The organism is Streptomyces sp. NPDC031497 (genome assembly GCF_055580905.1).
This window is the reverse complement of the sequence record NZ_JBVIKO010000007.1, coordinates 315,029-332,385: the sequence shown is the minus strand read 5'-3', so window position 1 is coordinate 332,385 and position 17,357 is coordinate 315,029. Positions and strand designations below refer to the sequence as shown.

General features: G+C 72.3%; 12 protein-coding genes and 2 tRNA genes. 3 read left to right on the top strand and 11 right to left on the bottom strand.

What is annotated here, in order from left to right:
• Positions 1 to 236 precede the first annotated feature (236 nt).
• Both ACZ5K7_RS17500 and ACZ5K7_RS17495 read right to left on the bottom strand, forming a co-directional pair.
• Positions 237 to 572 (bottom strand): hypothetical protein, encoded by a 336-nt coding sequence (locus ACZ5K7_RS17500; RefSeq protein ID WP_468914390.1) that lies wholly within the window; start codon positions 570 to 572, stop codon positions 237 to 239.
• Positions 573 to 2,197: 1,625 nt separating this feature from the next.
• Positions 2,198 to 3,481: a calcium-binding protein gene (locus ACZ5K7_RS17495; protein ID WP_468914388.1), complete on the bottom strand. Its 1,284-nt coding sequence runs from the start codon at positions 3,479 to 3,481 to the stop codon at positions 2,198 to 2,200.
• A gap of 449 nt (positions 3,482 to 3,930) precedes the next feature.
• Here ACZ5K7_RS17495 and ACZ5K7_RS17490 point away from each other — a divergent pair, with 449 nt between their 5' ends.
• Positions 3,931 to 4,095 carry a hypothetical protein gene (locus tag ACZ5K7_RS17490; protein ID WP_468914385.1) on the top strand — a complete coding sequence of 55 codons (165 nt, stop codon included), beginning with the start codon at positions 3,931 to 3,933 and terminating at the stop codon, positions 4,093 to 4,095.
• Between the two features lie 23 nt (positions 4,096 to 4,118).
• On the opposite strand, the gene ACZ5K7_RS17485 is transcribed toward ACZ5K7_RS17490, so the two are convergent.
• Both ACZ5K7_RS17485 and ACZ5K7_RS17480 read right to left on the bottom strand, forming a co-directional pair.
• Positions 4,119 to 4,191 (bottom strand) — tRNA-Arg (locus ACZ5K7_RS17485).
• Positions 4,192 to 4,446: 255 nt separating this feature from the next.
• Positions 4,447 to 4,537 (bottom strand) — tRNA-Ser (locus tag ACZ5K7_RS17480).
• Between the two features lie 172 nt (positions 4,538 to 4,709).
• Here ACZ5K7_RS17480 and ACZ5K7_RS17475 point away from each other — a divergent pair.
• Positions 4,710 to 5,132 (top strand): SSI family serine proteinase inhibitor, encoded by a 423-nt coding sequence (locus ACZ5K7_RS17475; RefSeq protein ID WP_468914382.1) that lies wholly within the window; start codon positions 4,710 to 4,712, stop codon positions 5,130 to 5,132.
• A 303-nt stretch (positions 5,133 to 5,435) separates the two neighbouring features.
• Positions 5,436 to 9,575 (top strand): hybrid sensor histidine kinase/response regulator, encoded by a 4,140-nt coding sequence (locus ACZ5K7_RS17470; protein ID WP_468914379.1) that lies wholly within the window; start codon positions 5,436 to 5,438, stop codon positions 9,573 to 9,575.
• 119 nt (positions 9,576 to 9,694) lie between these two features.
• Here ACZ5K7_RS17470 and ACZ5K7_RS17465 read toward each other — a convergent pair whose 3' ends face one another.
• From ACZ5K7_RS17465 to ACZ5K7_RS17435, 7 genes are all read right to left on the bottom strand, one after another.
• Positions 9,695 to 11,350, bottom strand: coding sequence for a long-chain fatty acid--CoA ligase (locus ACZ5K7_RS17465; RefSeq protein WP_468914376.1), 1,656 nt, complete (start codon positions 11,348 to 11,350; stop codon positions 9,695 to 9,697).
• Positions 11,351 to 11,475: 125 nt separating this feature from the next.
• Positions 11,476 to 12,033, bottom strand: a complete 558-nt coding sequence (locus ACZ5K7_RS17460) for a SigE family RNA polymerase sigma factor (RefSeq protein WP_351695693.1) — start codon at positions 12,031 to 12,033, stop codon at positions 11,476 to 11,478.
• Positions 12,034 to 12,226: 193 nt separating this feature from the next.
• On the bottom strand, positions 12,227 to 13,393 hold the full coding sequence (locus ACZ5K7_RS17455) for a lipid-transfer protein (protein ID WP_468914373.1): 1,167 nt from the start codon (positions 13,391 to 13,393) through the stop codon (positions 12,227 to 12,229).
• Positions 13,390 to 13,812, bottom strand: a complete 423-nt coding sequence (locus tag ACZ5K7_RS17450) for a MaoC family dehydratase (RefSeq protein WP_468914370.1) — start codon at positions 13,810 to 13,812, stop codon at positions 13,390 to 13,392. The genes ACZ5K7_RS17455 and ACZ5K7_RS17450 overlap by 4 nt, the downstream gene beginning before the upstream one ends.
• Before the next feature lie 16 nt (positions 13,813 to 13,828).
• Complete coding sequence (locus ACZ5K7_RS17445; protein WP_468914367.1) at positions 13,829 to 15,076, bottom strand: acyl-CoA dehydrogenase family protein; 1,248 nt, start codon at positions 15,074 to 15,076, stop codon at positions 13,829 to 13,831.
• 1 nt (position 15,077) lies between these two features.
• Positions 15,078 to 16,034: a bifunctional MaoC family dehydratase N-terminal/OB-fold nucleic acid binding domain-containing protein gene (locus ACZ5K7_RS17440; RefSeq protein WP_468914364.1), complete on the bottom strand. Its 957-nt coding sequence runs from the start codon at positions 16,032 to 16,034 to the stop codon at positions 15,078 to 15,080.
• Positions 16,018 to 17,187: an acyl-CoA dehydrogenase family protein gene (locus tag ACZ5K7_RS17435; protein WP_468914361.1), complete on the bottom strand. Its 1,170-nt coding sequence runs from the start codon at positions 17,185 to 17,187 to the stop codon at positions 16,018 to 16,020. The genes ACZ5K7_RS17440 and ACZ5K7_RS17435 overlap by 17 nt, the downstream gene beginning before the upstream one ends.
• Positions 17,188 to 17,357 lie beyond the last annotated feature (170 nt).

The window sequence follows — 17,357 nt, the reverse complement described above, 5'->3', positions numbered from 1 at the left end:
TCGAACCAGGGCCCTTTCACTTCGCCGCCGTACGCCCCCCGAAACAACAAAGGCCCCGGACTGATCCGGGGCCTTCACTCTGTGTGCACTCGGCAGGATTCGAACCTGCAACCTTCTGATCCGTAGCTCTGCAGAGATCGGTCGTTAGAGGTCATACAGGCTGCGGGGAGGGGCGTGACGGCCGACATTGGGTGCTGACGGTTGCTGGGATTGCTGTACTCCGTTGCTGTACCGCATCACAGATCCACTCGGGTCTCCGTCTCCCGGCTCCCCTGCCGCAGCACGACGTGGGCCGGCCTGAACGGCAGACCGCGAAGGGTCGGCTCCATCACCTTGAAGAGCGCCTCCGCATCCGCCCCGTAGGCGTACAGCACGGCTTCGCCTCCGCCGAACTCGTTCCCATCCACTTCACCGACTCCCGCCTCTCCGACGGCGGCCGTCATGGTGCGCTCAGCATCAAAGATCGCTTCCCGCTCGGCACGCGAGCCGTACTGGTCATCGCTCAGCCGATAGCGAGCAATGACGGCTTCTTCTGGCGTCTCCGGTTCGGGAAGATCAAAGAGCGTGTCCATGCGGGCACGATGCCACCAGCCTCTGACAACGCGCCCACACCGTGTCGGCCGGCCGCGAGCGGACCGACGCACGCTTTCCAACTGTCTTGGTGAGGTGTTGGGCTGGGTGCGGGGGCGTTCACCTGCGTTCATGGGTGGCTGGCCGCTGGTGCGGGGACGGCTCCGGGTCTCGCCTGAACGGCCGTGAACGGGGCTGAATGAGACGGAAACCGAGACGGAAAGGCATCGTCTGACCAGGTTGTTCGATTACGGGCCGCCGGCGCGTTCGGCTGCTTCCGTCAGATGCCGTGGGTGTCCGTCATCGTCGGTCGATGTCGGCCGACCTCGCACGGCCGAGAGACGACCCGGCGATCGGCCGCTATAGAGGCCTGGCCGTGCCCAGTGAGAGACTCAGCGTGCTGATCACTCGCCCCAGCCGCCTGGCCTCTGGCCAAGCGGCTGCGCGCCGGCTCTTTCCAGTTGCCGTTGGGGTGTGCTCGGCGCTTTCTGGAAGAGCGGGTGGGGGCCGTTCTTCCAGGAGGAGCGCACCATGGTGCAACCGGTAAGCCGGCCAACGATCAGCGCTGAGCAGTTCAGTCGAGTGTGTGACGAGATCAGGAGCGCGGCGGCGCCCGAGATGGGCGCTCAGTCCGTCCGGGACTGTGCTCTGCGCATCGTGCAGACCCTGGGCCTGGCGCTGTCCACGGATGATCTGAGCGGGCTCCTCGCCGGACTCATGGTCCCTGGTGCGGCCCCACCACCTGAGAGCCCTCGGTATACCCGAGAGCCCATCCTGGACATGCCTGACGAACGGCCAGGAGAAGATGAAGGTCCGGTCAGGTAGGCCGGGCCTTCACGACCACGAACCACGACCCACGCGACGATGCCACTGTCCTGTACCTGGACTGGCCCCGGGCCGTGAGCACCTCGGCCGGCACTTCGGCGAACGTCGGCCGACGATATCGAAAACCGTCGTGGCTCGAGTCACCGTGGGTTCAAATCCCACACCCACCGCGTGACGTTGACGGCCCCTGACCAGGCAGTACGGTCGGGGGCCGTTGACGTGTGCGCTGCCCGCCGGACACCGCTGTTCCCCCTGGTTTCCCGCTCTATCGGGCACGGAAGCGGAGCGAGGCTTCCCGACACGCCGTTGCCGCCCTGTACGTGCCGACGCTGCCGGGGCGGCCAGGCGGACATGAGCGAAGGGGCCGCACTCGGCACCGTCTCGATGTGCGTCGCGGCGGCCGGGCTCCTCGACCAGCCGACGCCGATGGGCCGCGAGACTCTTCGCCGAGGACTTCCGCCTGATCCGTAGGCGCGTGCAGCACCATCACGAACCGCTCGCCTGCTGGAATCTGTCGGCTCGTCCACCGATCACGGGCGTGCCACGGTGCGCGGTTGTACGCCTCTGTTGATGTCAGCTACTGATGTCACGCAACATGCCCAGGTCGGGGGCAGCTGCTGGAGTTGCGGTACTTCACTGCTGTACGCCTGTCCCGGGAGACGGCTCCGCGTGCGAGCAGGCTTACTCTCCTCGGTTGGACAAAGCGTTGAAACGGGCCTCGTGCGTTGGTCGCCGCTGCGACGAGGGGTGCGCCGGGGCCCGTTTCTGATGTTCGTCGATCAGGTCGGCGGTGTGGGGTGGGTCAGGGGCAGCCGGGTCCGGTGGAGGGGTTGAAACAGCCGTTGGCGCCGGGGCCGCCGTCGTTGGTGTTGGTACCAGGGCCGCCGAAGAGGGCGTCGTTGCCGGGGCCGCCGAAGAGGGCGTCGTTGCCGTTGCCGCCGTTCAGGGCGTCGGCGCCGTTGCCGCCCTCGATGCGGTCGTTGCCGTCACCGCCGGACAACGAGTCGTTGCCGTCGCCGCCGCAGATGAGGTCGTTGCCACCGCGGCCGTCGACCACATCGCTGCCGCCGAGAGCGAAGATCACGTCATCGCCGGGAGTGCCGACCAGGAAGTCGGGGCCGTTGGTGCCGGTGATGGTCGGCGTGGCGGTCGCGCAGGTGGGGGGGACCGGCTCGTAGGTGATCGTCACCTTGGCCGCTCCTGTGGCAGGTCCGGAGGTACCACCCGTGGGGACGAAGTTCGACGCACCACCGCCGCCACCAGGACCGCCACTGGGAGAGGCGCCACTCGTGATGATGTTGCAGCCTCCGCCGCCGCCTCCACCGAACCAGCCGCCCCCGCCTCCGCCGGCCCCGAAGCCGCCTCCGCCGTTGCCGCCCGCACCGCCGGTGCCCGGAGTGCCGGATGTACCGATGGAGGGGCATGCGGCTCCGCCCGCGCCACCGGCTGTCTGGGTTCCGCCGCCGCCGCCCTGGCCGCCGGCCGGTCTCTGGCCGCCGGCCCCGCCGGTGTTTCCGGCGTCTCCGCCGGTGGCCTGCGGGACCTGGCCTCCGGGGACGCCGGTTCCGCCGCCGCCTCCGCCGCCCGCGACGATGAGGCGGGGGTCGGTGCCGGGGACGCCGGTCAGGGTGCAGCCGGGGACGGCCGAGCTGCAGGTGCGGACATCGCTGGAACCGCCGCCGGCACCGCCCGGGAAACCCGCCACTCCGCCGCCGGCGCCCCCGCCCGTGCCGACGTTGACATAGAGGGTGGTGGTGCTCGGCGGCACGGTGACGTTGCCGGTGACGGTGGCGCCGCTCCCGCCTGCGGCGCCGTTGGACCCGTTCTGGCCTGCGGCGCCGGTGGCGGTGACGGTCAGTTGGGTGACGCCGGCCGGGACGGTGAAGGGCTGGTTGGCGCCCGCGTTGAAGGTGACGGTCACGGGCACCGCCGCAGCGGCGGGCGTGGCCGTGGGCACCACCAGGGCCGCCGGCAGCGCCACCGTGGCGAGCAGGACGGCAGCACGCCGGGCCGGGTGCCGCAGCCACTCACCAGCGGTTTTGGCACCACACCGTTGGAACACAGCATGTCGCAGGGTCGGTCTCACGATGGGGGACTCCTCGACAAAGAGCGCGGCACTCAGGGCGTGCCGCGGACGTCGGTTGATGCTCAGGCCCCTGCCGGGACCGCCCGACGATCAAGCCACACCCACCCTGCGCGGCCGTACAGACACACCGTCATACCGCCCGCGATCAACCGACCAGCCGCTGCCCGACCACGAACTCGGTCCTGTAATCCGTAGGCGTGTTCACCTCGAACAAGCACACCGGGCCAGCCTGGCCAGAGGATGGCCGTGCGAGCCCGTCACCGGTTCCGTCCCAGCCGACTTCAGCCATCGTCGCCGAGCGCCGCAGAGGCCCAAGAGGATCCTCACATGCACCTGCCGCCCGGCAGTTGCGCCTCCGCAGGCTGGCGAGCATACCGCTAAGCGTCAACATGACGATAAAGTCTCTGGCGGGGGTGCGCCCGCTCGACGTTGGCAAGTAGCCACCAAACATGAACACGACGCTCAAGGCCGCCGCCGATCGCAGGGACGACGCTCTTGGGCTGGAAGACCCGAAGGAAGATTCACAGAAAGAGCAGGAGCCCGAGAGCGAGGAGCGAGCGGCGCTCTCAGCCGCGTTGATGTCAGCCGTTGATGTCAAAGGCCCCGTCGGATGAACCGACGGGGCCTTTCACCTGTGTGCACTCGGCAGGATTCGAACCTGCAACCTTCTGATCCGTAGTCAGATGCTCTATCCGTTAAGCTACGAGTGCTTGTTCTCTTGTCTTTTTTGTCTTCGCTTCCGGCCCTTCCGGCCCGCTCGCGGCGACAGGAAGAACATTACATGACTGCCGCCGCCATGTGAAATCCGTTAGGTGCACCCATTGTGACCTGCGGAAACGCCATATCTCGGGGTCCTGCACGCACCGGCCGGCAGGGGTGGTGGTGATCACGTCGGAGCGCTGACGGGACCGTAAACGACTCAGGGAGCCCAGACCGAAAATGGTCGGGGCTCCCTGAGTCAGGTGCGGAGGCGGAGGGATTTGAACCCTCGATGGGATTGAAGTCCCAAACCGCATTAGCAGTGCGGCGCCATAGACCGGACTAGGCGACGCCTCCCGCACAGCCGCCCGCGCGAGCGCGAGTGGTGCGTGCAGATGATGACACAGTCGAGCGTGCTGTCACCAATCGGCTCCCACGGTACTAGGCAGTCGGGCCGCAGGGCAAAGCCCTTCCCGTGAGCCCCGGGGGCGCGCCGCAACGTCCGGGCGGCCGGCGCGTTGGGCAGGGCATGTCTCACTTCGCCGTGCGGGGCGCCCTCGGGGCCGTCGCCGCCGTTCTCGGATCCTTCCCCGCCCTGCCCGCCTCCGCCTCCGCCGCTGTCCAGGGCGACCACCTCACCGTCACCGTCCGGCACGCCGGGGACGGGCGGGACGGCACGTACGAGCTGTCCTGCCATCCCGGCGCCGGCAGTCACCCGGACGTGAGCGGGGCCTGTCAGGCGCTCGACCGGAACACGCGCTGGGGACGGGACACCTTCGCCCCGGTCGCCCCCGACACCGCCTGCACCATGCTGTACGGCGGCCCCGCCACCGCCCATGTCACCGGCACCTGGGCCGGCCGCCCGGTCGACGCGACCTACGACCGCAGCAACGGCTGCGAGATCGGACGCTGGAACCGCATGGTGCCCCTGCTGCCCGACCTGGGTTCCTAGGGTCCTGCCAGACCTGGGTTCCCAGGGTCTGGCGGCCCGGTCGCCCATCGAGCGATTCAGCCGTCAGGGCGGCACAGCGGTTTCATGGCGGGGGCCCCGTTCCCGTAGAAGTCTCGCGGAGGTACGGCGGAGGTGAGGCATGTCGGTCACATGTTCACCGTCACTTCGTCGTGCGACCTCCCTCTCATCCGGCGCCCTGAGCGCAACCGGTGCCTTTAGACTCCCTCGCGTGACACGCCGCGGGCCGGTTGGCAAGATGGCCCGAGCGGTCGGCAAGGTGCGGTAACAGGGAGGAAGCGTCTCGTGAGCAGCAGGCCATCCCGAGGCGCTGCTCGCCTCGCAGCCATACTCGATGCGCTGCCGGACGCGTTGGTGCTGGTCAACGCCAACGGGACCGTCGTCAACGCGAACACGATCGCTCTGGAGGCGTTCGAGGCACCGGGTACCGCGCTGGTCGGGCGAGGGCTGCTGGATCTGCTGCCGCAGTTCGACTCCCGGCTCATCCCGGGGTCCATGCGGCGGCCCGATCACATGGATCCGCGCGGGCGTACCAAGCCGACCCGGATGGTGGCGCGACGGACCGACGGCTCCGAGTTCCCGGTCGAGGTCACCAGCGCCAACCTGGAGAACGGGCAGCAGGCGTACGACGGTTACGGCTACGGCGCCGACGAGCTGCTGATGCTGGTCGTGCGCGACCTGACCGGCACCGTGGACACCGAGGCCGAACTGGCCCGCTCGCAGCGGCAGACCGAGATGATCCTGCGGGCCGCGAGCGAGGGTGTCGTGGGGACGGACACCGACGGGCGGATCGTGCTCGTGAACCCGGCCGCCGCTCAGATACTGGGTTACCGGGCCGGTGAGCTGGGCGGCAAGGAGCTGCACAATCTGGTGCTGCACGCGCGCGCGGACGGCTCGCCCTTCCCGTACGCCGAGTCGCCGCTCGCCGACACCCTGCGCTCCGGGCGCAAGCACCGGGTGCGCGGCCAGGTGCTGTGGGCCAAGGGCGACAAGAAGGTGCCGGTCGATCTGACGACCGCGCCGGTACGCGACGGCGACCAGCTCGTCGGCGCCGTGATGACCTTCACCGACCGGCGGCCGTACGACGCCCTGTCCGAGGAGAAGGACACCCAGGAGAAGACGCACGCCGAGGAGCTGGAGCGGCTCGCCGAGGAGCACGCCTCCGACCTGACCGCGCTGCGCCAGAAGCACGTCACCGAGGTCGAGGAGCTGCGCGAGCGGCACGCCGAGGAGCTGGCGTCCGGCGAGGAGCGGTACGCGGCCCTCGGCGAGCGCGAGAAGGACCGGTACGAGGCCCTCTCCGGGCGGCACGAGCAGCTGCTGACCCTGCTCGCGCAGTCGCTGCGCGGCCCGCTCGACGAACTGCGCCGGGAACTGGCCGCGCTCGCCGCCGACGACGCCGGGCAGCTGTGGCCCGAGGCCAACCAGGTGCTCCATCACCTTTCGGCCGGTTACTCGCGCATCACCCAGCTCATCGACAACGTGCTCGGCTACCAGGCGCTGGACGCCGGGACCGAGGACATCAACCGCACGAAAGTGATGCTGGACGCGGTCGTCGCCGCCGGTGTGGACGGGGCGGTGGAGCTGATCGGCCCCGGGCGGGTCCAGTTCGCCGTGCACGCGCCGCCCATCGAGGCCGAGGTGGATCCGCAGCGGCTCGCCGTCGCGCTCGCGCATCTCGTCGCGGACGTCGCGGGTGTCGACGCGACCGGCAACGCGCCCGTCTCCGCCGGCGGCTACATGGACAACACCGTGGTGGTCGCGGCGGCGCAGCGCGGTGAGGTCGTCCGTATCGAGGTGCGCGGGCCCTACCCCGGGGGAGACCCGGTGCACGAGCCGATCGTGCGCGGGATCGTGCGCGCGCACGGCGGTGTGCTGCAGACGCACGAGGTGCCCGGCATGAGCGGCAGTGCGTTCGTCCTGGAGGTGCCGATCGGAGGCGGCGCCGGGGCCGTGCCCCCGCCGCCCGGTACGGCGGTGGCCATGATCCCGGCCGCCGACGACAGCGGTGCCGGTGGGCGGCGGCGGGCCCGGCGGTCCTCCGTGGATGCCTTCCTGGAGAGCGATGTGCCCGGCGGCGAGGGCGGCGAGGGCGAGGTCCCGGCCGTGGCGCCGACCGGGCGGCGGCGCCGGCGTGCCGCCGAGGCGGCGGCCCTGGAGAGCGGGCCCGCCGCGATCGAGAGCGCCGCGAGCGTCGAGAGCGCGGAGTCGGGGTCCGGCGGTACCGGGCGGCGCCGCGGCCGGCCGGCCGACGCGGGCGCCGACGGAGACGCGGGGGACGCCGGTGTCGCCGGCGTCTCCGAGGGTGCCGTGGTGACGGCGGCCGAGCAGGGCGCCGGTACGGCCGCCGCGGGTACGGGGCTCGGTGGCACCGTTCCGCCGCAGGGCGTGCCCGCGCCGGCGGCGGGGCGACGTGCCCGGCGTGAGCCCGACGAGCGGCAGGCGCTGCCGCCGGCGCTGCCCGCCCCCTCGGCCACACCCGCTGCCGCTGCCGTGCAGGACGACGAGGGGCAGCCGAGCGGGCGGCGGCGCCGTGCGCTGGCCGCGGCCGCCGAGCGGGCGGAGCAGCAGCAGGCGGGCCCCCGTCCGGTCTTCGCGCTGCCGCCCGCCGACGCCGACCGCACCCCCGATCCGGTCGCGGTGGCGGGCGAGGAGGGCTGGCACGACGCCGTGGCGCACGACCAGGCCGACGACCACACCCCGCCGCAGCCGCATCCCACCAACGCGCCGACGGGCCGCCGTCGACGGGCCGTGGGCCAGCCCGAGGAGGCCGCGCCGTCCGTCGTGCCGACGGTGCCCGCGCAGGCGAGCGCACCCGGCCAGCCCGGCCAGCCGGTACCGCCGGGGCACCTTCCTCCCGGTCAGCCCGGACAGGGCGTCCCGGCCCAGGCCGGGCCCGCGGCCCAGGCCGCCGCGCCGTCCGGCATCCCGGTCGCCCCGGCGGCCGCCGGTCAGCAGCCGGTGCCACCCGTGCAGGCGGGTCAGCCCGGCCGGCCGGTTCCGCAGCCGCTGCCGGGCGCGGCCGCCGTACCGGCGCAGGCACAGCAGCCGCAGCCGCAGATCCCCGCTCCGGCGGCCCCCGGCCGGCCGACCCCGGCCCAGCCGGCGCCCGCGCAGCCCGCCCCGGCCGCTGAAGCCACCCCGGCCGGCGCCCAGCCGCTGCCGGCGGAGGCCGCGCCCGTGGCCCCCGTACCGCAGCAGTGGCCGGGCGGCGCCGACGAAACGCCCGCGCCCGCCGCCCAACCCGCCCGCGCCGCGCAGCCGTTGCCCGCCGAGGCGGCGGCGACGCCCGCGCCGGCCGACCCGGACTCCACGCAGGGCCGGGCGTTCAGCGTGCGGACGCTGGGGCAGGGCGTGCCGTTCTCCCGGCAGGCCGCGCAGGTGCAGCAGCCGACGGCGACCCCGCCCCCGCACCAGCCGGGCGGCAACGGACGGCGCCGCAAGCTGGGCACGCGCAACGAGCAGCAGCCCGAGCAGGCGGCCCGGCCGCATCCGCCGGCCGAGCAGCCGGTGGCCCAGCCGCTGCCCCAGCCGTCGCTGGCCGGGCAGTCCCGGCTCACGGGCGCCACCGAGGGCGCCGGACGGTCGTACGCGATAGGCGCACCGGACGTGAACGCCGCCGAGGGCCCGGAGCCGCTGGACGGTCCGGGCGGGGCGGTCGAGGTCGCGGATCCGCCGCGCCCGCAGCCGATGGACGACGAGCTGCCCCCGGAGCCGCTGGACAACCCGCGCCGGCTGCTGGTGTGGCCCGCGCCGGACGTCACCACCCAGCAGGCGCTGAGCGACCGCGGCTACCGGCCGGTGATCGTGCACTCCCGTGAGGAGGTCGACGCGCAGATCGCCGCGTTCCCGGCGGCGCTGTTCGTGGACCCGCTGACCGGGCCGATCACACGGACCGCGCTGCAGTCGCTGCGGCAGGCGGCGGTGGCGGCCGAGGTGCCGGTGATGGTCACGGCCGGGCTGGGACAGGCGACGCGCGAGGCGGCGTACGGCGCCGATCCCGCCGTACTCCTGAAGGCGCTCGCGCCCCGGGACAGCGAACAGCATCCGCCGCGGGTGCTGCTCATCGAGGAGCACGCGGAGATCGCCCTCGCCCTGACCGCGACGCTGGAGCGGCGCGGCATGCAGGTCGCGCGGGCGGCGAGCGACGCGGACGCAGTGACGCTGGCCGGGCAGCTGCGGCCGAACCTGGTGGTGATGGACCTGTTGCAGGTGCACCGCCGCCAGGCCGGCATCATCGACTGGCTCCGAGCGAACGGGCAGCTCAACCGGACGCCGTTGGTCGTCTACACGGCCGCCGTCGACCAGGCGGACCTGCCGCGGCTGGCGTCGGGGGAGACGGTGCTGTTCCTGGCGGAGCGGTCAACGAGTACCGAGGTGCAGGACCGGATCGTGGACCTCTTGGCGCGGATCGGAACGAACTGAGAGCGCGCTGTTCGGGGAACTGCCGTCCGTCGGCCGCGGGTTGAGCGTGGCTGGTCGCGCAGTTCCCCGCGCCCCTGACGGGGCGCTTCAGTGCGGGGCGCTCAGAGGCTGCGGGGCACTCACAGGCTGGTGATGTCCAGCTCGCCCTCGGCGTAGCGCCTCCGCAGCACCTTCTTGTCGAACTTGCCGACGCTGGTCTTCGGCACCGCCTCCACCACCGTCCAGCGCTCCGGCAGCTGCCACTTCGCGATCTTGCCCTCCTCGGCGAGGAAGACACGCAGCGTCTCGAAGGTGGCCGTGGAGCCCTCCCGCAGGACGACCGTCGCCAGCGGGCGCTCGCCCCACTTCTCGTCGGGTACGGCGACCACCGCGGCCTCGGCGACGTCCGGGTGGGCCATCAGCGCGTTCTCCAGCTCGACCGAGGAGATCCACTCGCCGCCGGACTTGATGACGTCCTTCGCGCGGTCGGTGAGGGTGAGGAAGCCGTCGGGCGAGATGGTCCCGACGTCACCGGTCTTCAGCCAGCCGTCCTCGCTGAACTTGTCCGCGGGGCGCAGCGGGTCGGCGTCGGGGCCGTTGTAGTAGGCGCCCGCGATCCAGGGGCCGCGCACCTCCAGCTCGCCGGCCGACTCGCCGTCCCAGGGGAGGCGTTCGCCGCCGGGGCCGGTCAGCCGGCCCTGCACACCGGCCGGGAAACGGCCCTGGGTGAGGCGGTAGGCGAACTCCTGCTCCGTGCCGACCGCGTGGGCCGGCGGGCGGGAGACCGTGCCCAGCGGCGAGGTCTCGGTCATGCCCCAGGCGTGACAGACCCGCATGCCCAGCTTGTCGAACGCGGCCATGAGGGAGGGCGGGCAGGCCGAGCCGCCGATGGTGACCTGGGTGAGCGAGGCGACGTCCCGGGGCCGGGCGGTGAGTTCGCCGAGCAGGCCCTGCCAGATGGTGGGGACCGCGGCCGCGTGCGTGGGCCGCTCGCTCTCGATCATCGCGGCGAGCGGGGCGGGCTGCAGGAAACGGTCCGGCATGAGCAGGTTGACGCCGGTCATGAAGGTGGCGTGCGGCAGGCCCCAGGCGTTGACATGGAACTGGGGCACGACGACCAGGGAGGTGTCCTGGTCGGTCAGGCCCATCGACTGGGTCATGTTGACCTGCATGGAGTGCAGGTAGATCGAACGGTGGCTGTACACCACACCCTTGGGGTCGCCGGTGGTGCCGGAGGTGTAGCACATGGCGGCGGCCTGGCGTTCGTCGAGCTCCGGCCAGTCGTACGCCGTCGGCTTGCCGGCGATCAGGTCCTCGTACTCGTGTACGGCCACGGTCGCGCCGTCCAGCAGGGAACGGTCCCCCGGGCCGGAGACCACGACATGCCGCAACGGCTTCAGGTGGGGCAGCAGCGGGGCGAGCAGCGGCAGCAGCGAACCGTTGACGATCACGACCCGGTCGGCCGCGTGGTTCACGATCCAGGCCAGCTGTTCGGCGGGCAGCCGCAGGTTGAGCGTGTGCAGGACCGCGCCCATGGAGGGGATCGCGAAGTACGCCTCGGTGTGTTCCGCGTTGTTCCACATGAGCGTGGCCACCCGGTCGTCGCCCTGGACACCCAGGTCGTCGCGCAGGGCGTGGGCCAGCTGGGCGGCGCGGGCGCCGACATCGGCGAAGCTGCGGCGGTGCGGCTCGGCCTCGCCCGTCCAGGTGGTCACCTGTGACTCGCCGTGAACCCTCGACCCATGCGTCAGGATCGTGGAGATCAGCAGCGGTACGTCCTGCATGGTGCTCAGCACGGCGGTCCTCCCGGGGGCGACATTGCCTACTCGGTGGTAAAGGGGCTGCGCTGATTCTGCTCACATACCGGGCGGTATGTCACTAGGGGAGAGCCAACTAACACCCGCCGACGACTGTCCGTTCGCTATCGGACGACGTCCAGCTCAGGGTCCTCGCGCAGCTTGCCGAGCGCACGCGACACGGCGGACTTCACCGTGCCCACCGACACCCCGAGCACCTCGGCCGTCTGCACCTCGCTGAGGTCCTCGTAGTACCGCAGCACGACCATCGCCCGCTGCCGCGCGGGCAGCTTCATGATCGCCCGCCACATCGCGTCGCGCAGCGCCTGCCGTTCGGCCGGTTCGTCCCCGCCGCCCGCCGGCTCCGGCTCGGGCAGTTCGTCGCAGACGAACTCGTCGACCCGGCGCTTGCGCCACTGCGAGGTCCTGGTGTTCAGCAGCGCCCGGCGCACGTAGCCGTCGAGCGCCCGATGGTCCTCGATCCGCTCCCAGGCCACGTACGTCTTGGCGAGCGCGGTCTGGAGGAGGTCCTCCGCGTCACTGGGGTTCGCGGTCAACGACCGGGCGGTGCGCAGCAGGACCGGCTGGCGGGCCCTGACGTACGACGCGAAGGACGGGTACGGCCGGGTCTGCCTCGCCGAGACAGCGGCGTCCGAAGCGCTGGTGCAGACGGGTGTGGTCATGGCTCCACGCTATGAGCGAACAGCGTGACGGCGGATCGGCCGCAGGTCCCGATGGAGAGTCCGCCTCAGGTTGTAGGGGTAGAGCTGGCTACACCTCCTGAAGGTGGAGTACGCGGGCAGTCCTCCTGCGGGTTTACCCCTGAGGGGGCGGTACGGCCGAGGTGGCGGACCGCGCCCCCGGCGGGCCGCCGGGTCACCCGTCCGAGGTCAGGACCAGGCCTGACGTCGGTACCCCGGTACCGGCGGTCACCAGGACCCGGCCCGCGCCCGGTATCTGGTTCACGCCCGTGCCCCGCAACTGGCGTACCCCCTCCGCGATCCCGTTCATCCCATGGAGGTACGCCTCCCCGAGCTGTCCCCCGTGCGTGTTCAGCGGCAACCGTTCCTCGGCCACGAAGTCCGCCGCCTCCCCGCGTCCGCAGAACCCGAACTCCTCCAGCTGCATCAGCACGAACGGGGTGAAGTGGTCGTACAGGATCCCCACGTCGATGTCGGCCGGGGCGAGCCCGGAGGTGCGCCACAGCTGCCGGGCCACCACGCCCATCTCCGGCAGCCCGGTCAGGTCGTCCCGGTAGAAGCTGGTCATCTGCTCCTGGGCCCGGCCGGCGCCCTGCGCGGCCGCCGCGATCACGGCCGGCGGACGCGGCAGATCACGCGCCCGCTCCACCGACGTGACGACGAGCGCCTGTCCGCCGTCCGTCTCCTGGCAGCAGTCGAGAAGCCGGAGCGGTTCGACGATCCAGCGGGATGCCGCGTGGTCGGCGAGGGTGATCGGACGGCCGTGGAAGTAGGCGGCGGGATTGGTCGCCGCGTACTTCCGGTCGACCACCGCCACCCGCCCGAACGCCTCCGGGGTCAGCGCGTACGCGTGCAGGTAGCGCTGCGCCGCCATCGCCACCCAGGACGCCGGGGTGAGCAGCCCGAACGGCAGCGCCCAGCCGAGCGCCGCACCCTCCGCCGACGGCTCCCGGTGCTGCACGCCCGAGCCGAACCGGCGCCCCGACCGCTCGTTGAACGCCCGGTAGCAGACGACGACCTCGGCCACCCCCGTCGCCACCGCCAGCGCCGCCTGCTGGACGGTCGCACAGGCCGCGCCGCCGCCGTAGTGAACGCGGGAGAAGAAGGACAGCTCGCCGATCCCGCAGGCCTGGGCCACGGTGATCTCCGGGCTGGTGTCCATCGTGAACGTCACCATCCCGTCCACGTCCGACGGGGTCAGCCCCGCGTCGGCCAGCGCGGCCCGCACCGCCTCCGCCGCCAGCCGCAGCTCACTGCGCCCCGAGTCCTTGGAGAACTCGGTGGCCCCGATCCCCACGATCGCCGCCCGCCCGCCGAGCGAGTCCCGGCCCCGGACGCTCATGAGTCCCCCTCGTCGGTAACGGTGACGGTCACCAGACCCCCCGTGAGTTCGACGGTCACCGTGCCGGTCACGTGGTTGCCGATGCTGTTGGCGCCGACCACCCGGATCGTCGCCGTGCGCGTCTCGCGGTCCAGCTCCTCGATGCGGCCGGTCAGCACCATCGTGTCGCCCGGGTAGTTGGGCGCGCCCAGCCGGATGGAGACCTTGCGGAGCTCTGCCGTCGGGCCGAAGTAGTCGGTGATGTACCGGCCGACCAGGCCGTTGGTGGTCAGGATGTTCATGAAGATGTCGGGGGAGCCCTTCAGCCGCGCCAGTTCCGCGTCGTGGTGCACGTCCTGGTAGTCCCGGGAGGCGATCGCGCCGGCCACGATCAGCGTCCGCGTGATCGGGATCTCCAGCGGCGGCAGCGCGGTACCCACCCCCGGCCGTGTCGTCTCAACTCCCACTCGCGATCAACTCCCCCAGTTCCTGGAGCACTTCGCCCCCGCTGCCCAGATACGCGTCCAGCTGGCGCCCCCACAGGAAGTGCCGGTGCACCGGATGCTCGACGTCGGCGCCCGCGCCGCCGTGCAGATGCTGGCCCGTGTGCACGACCCGCTGCCCCGCCTCGGACGCCCACCAGGCGGCGGTCAGCGCGTGCGTGGCGTACGGCAGCCCGGCGTCCCTCCGCCAGGCCGCCTCGTACGCCGTCACCCGTATCGCCTCGGTGTCCATATGGGCGTCGGCTGCCCGGAGTTGCACGGCCTGCCGAGTGGCGAGCGGGCGCCCGAACTGCTCGCGGGTGTTGGCGTGCGCGACGGCCCGCGCGAGGGAGCCCGCGCAGACACCGGCCTGGAGCCCGGCGAAGGCGATGCGGGCGGTGGCCAGGATGTCGGCGTAGGCGTAGGCGTAGGCGGTGGGGCCGAGGCTCGGGCCGGGGTCGGTGCCGGTGCCCGGACCCGAGCCGGAGTCGGTGCCCGGACCCGAGCCGGGGTCGGGGGCGCCGGTGCCCGAGCTGGGGTAGGTGTCGGCGCCCGAGCCGGGGTCGGGGTCGGTGCCGGTGCCCGTGCCCGGACCCGAGCCGGTGTCGGGACCCGAGCCGGGGTTGGGACCCGAGCCGGGGTTGGGGGCGGGGCCGAGGGGCTCGGCGGGGGTCTCGTGGAGGGTGAGGCGTCCCGCCGACCAGGGGGCGGTGAGCTCGGTCTCCTCGATGCCGGTGCCCTCGCCGAGCGGCACCAGCCAGAGCCGCCGGCCGGCGTCCGCGACCAGGACATGCGTGGCATCGCGCAGCCACGGGACGACGGGGACGGTGCCGGTCAGCCCACCCCGCCCGGAAGGCCGTACACCCTGCTGGGCGGGGAACGCACCGGCGACGACCACCGACCCGTCCCCGATCCCCGGCAGCAGCCGCTCCCGCTGTTCGCTCGTGCCGTGGGCGGCGACTGCCAGCTGTCCGTACACACAGCTCGCCGCGTACGGCACCTGGGCCGTGGCGCGGCCCTGTTCCTCCAGGAGCAGCACCAGCCCCAGCAGGCCCAGTTCCTCGACCGCGGCCACCAGCCCGGCCGCGGTGAGGGCCTTCCACAGCTCCGGGTCGCTGCCGGTACCGGCGGCCCGCAGTCGCTCATGGGTCGCGAGGTCGGCGAAGATCCGGGCGGCCAGGTCACGGGCCTCGGCCTGCGCCTCGGTGGGCGTGAAGTCCATGTCAGACCTCCCCGTCGAGACCGGCAAGACCGTCGAGGGTGTCGAGGGTGTCGAGGGCACGGAAGACGGGCAGGGTCAGCGCGCCCTCCTCGTCCTCGTACCGGCGGAACTCCACCCGAACCGGCAGCCCGATCCGCACCTTGTCGTACGGCACCCCCACCACGTTGCTCACCATCCGCACGCCCTCGGCGAGTTCGATCAGGCCCACCGCGTACGGAGGGGCGAAGGCCGGGAAGGGCGGGTGGTGCATCACGACGTACGAATAGACCGTGCCCTCGCCGGCCGACTCGACCGTGTCCCAGTCGAGGCAGCCGCAGGCGTTGCAGCCCGGCAGCCAGGGGTGGCGCAGCGTGCCGCAGTCGGCGCAGCGCTGGATGAGGAGACGGCCCTCGGCCACGCCCTCCCAGAAGCCGGCGTTGTCCCGGTTGACCACCGGGCGGGGCCGCCGGGCCTTCCCGGCGGGCGGCCGGGCGCTCGGCGCGTACTTGAGGATGCGGAAGCGGTGGGTGCCGGCGAGGTCGTCCCCGACCCGGACGTCCGTGCGGGTCGTGACGAAGTACCCGGTGCCCAGCTTCGTCCGCTTCCGCTCCGACACCGACTCGATCACCGTGTCGAAGACCACCTCGTCGCCCGGCCGCAGCGGCTTCAGGTACTCCTGCTCGCAGTCGGTGGCGACCACCGAGGTACAGCCCGCCTCGTCGAGCAGGGCCATCAGCTCGTCGTACGCGCCGGTGCGCCCGCCGTGTCCCGACAGGCCGCCCATGGTCCACGCCTGGAGCATGGTGGGCGGGGCGACGGCGTCGGGCCCCTCGTACGCCGGATTCGTGTCGCCCGTCGCCTCGCACCAGTGCCGGATCATGGGCAGGTTGACCGGATCCCTGCCCACGCCCGAGACCGCGGCCGGCTGCCCCTCGTACACCCTGAGCCGCGCCCCCAGCTCGTCAGTCCCCCCGGCCACGGCCACCCCTCCTCATCCCGAGCCGCATCGTCGCGACGATCTCCCGCTGCACCTCGCTCACCCCGCCCCCGAACGTGTTGATCTGTGCCGCCCTGTTGAGCCGCTCCAGCTCGCCGTCCTCGAACACCCCCGGCGATCCGGACCGGACCAATGCCGTCTCGCCGACGATCTCCTGACACATGCGATACGTCGCGACTGCCGATTCCGTTCCCGCGAACTTCACGCCGCTGGCCTCCGCGGGGGCCACCCGGCCCGCCCCCGTGTCCCCCACCAAACGCCAGCTGAGCAGGCGGTTTGCCGCCAGCCGGGCATGCGCTTCGGCCAGCCGAAAACGTACCCAGGGCTCGTCAACACGGCGTCGGCCCGTCACCGGATCGGGGGTGCGGGCGGCGGTGAGCGCGGCCTCGTAGAAGTCCTCGGCCTGCATGGCGGTCGCGGCGAGGCCGACCCGCTCGTGGTTGAGCTGGTTGGTGATGAGCGACCAGCCGTCGTGCTCGGCGCCGACCAGGTGGCCGGTGGGGACGCGGACGCCGTCGTAGTAGGTCGCCGTGGTGATCTGGCCGCCGACCGTCTCGATCGGGGTCCAGGAGAACCCGGGGGCGTCGGTGGGGACCAGGAGGATGGAAATGCCGCGGTGCCTGGGCGCCTCGGGGTCGGTACGGCAGGCCAGCCAGATCCAGTCGGCGTGCTGGGCGCCCGAGGTGAAGATCTTCTGCCCGTCGATCCGCCAGCCGTCGCCGTCCCGCACCGCCCGGGTGCGCAGCGAGGCGAGGTCGGTACCGGCGGAGGGTTCGCTGTAGCCGATGGCGAAGACCAGGTCGCCGCTGAGGATGCCGGGCAGGAAGCGGGCCTTCTGTTCGTCACTGCCGTACTTCATGAGCGTGGGCCCGACCGTGTTGAGCGTGACCATCGAGACGGGGGCGCCGGCCCGGTACGCCTCGTCGAAGAACACGAACTGCTCCTCGGCGCCCCGCCCTTGACCGCCGTACTCGACAGGCCACCCGAGGCCGAGCAGGCCGTCCGCGCCGATGCGGCGCAGCAGGGCCCGGCGTTCCTCGGGCGCCTCGGGTGCGGGGGACGGGATCAAGGACCGGAAGTAGGCACGGAGTTCGGCGCGCAGCCGCCGCTGGCGTTCGGTGGGGGCCAGATGCATGGTTTCTGACTGTCCGTCAGATACGGCCCACTGTCAAGGTCGAACAGGCGGCACGCAGGGCGGGAAGGCCGGGAGCCTCCGGAAGGAGGCGCGGGAAGACGGTGAGCCGCGGGAAGACGGAAAGCCGGGAGAAGACGGAAAGCCGCGGGAAGGCCGAAAGCCGCGGGGAG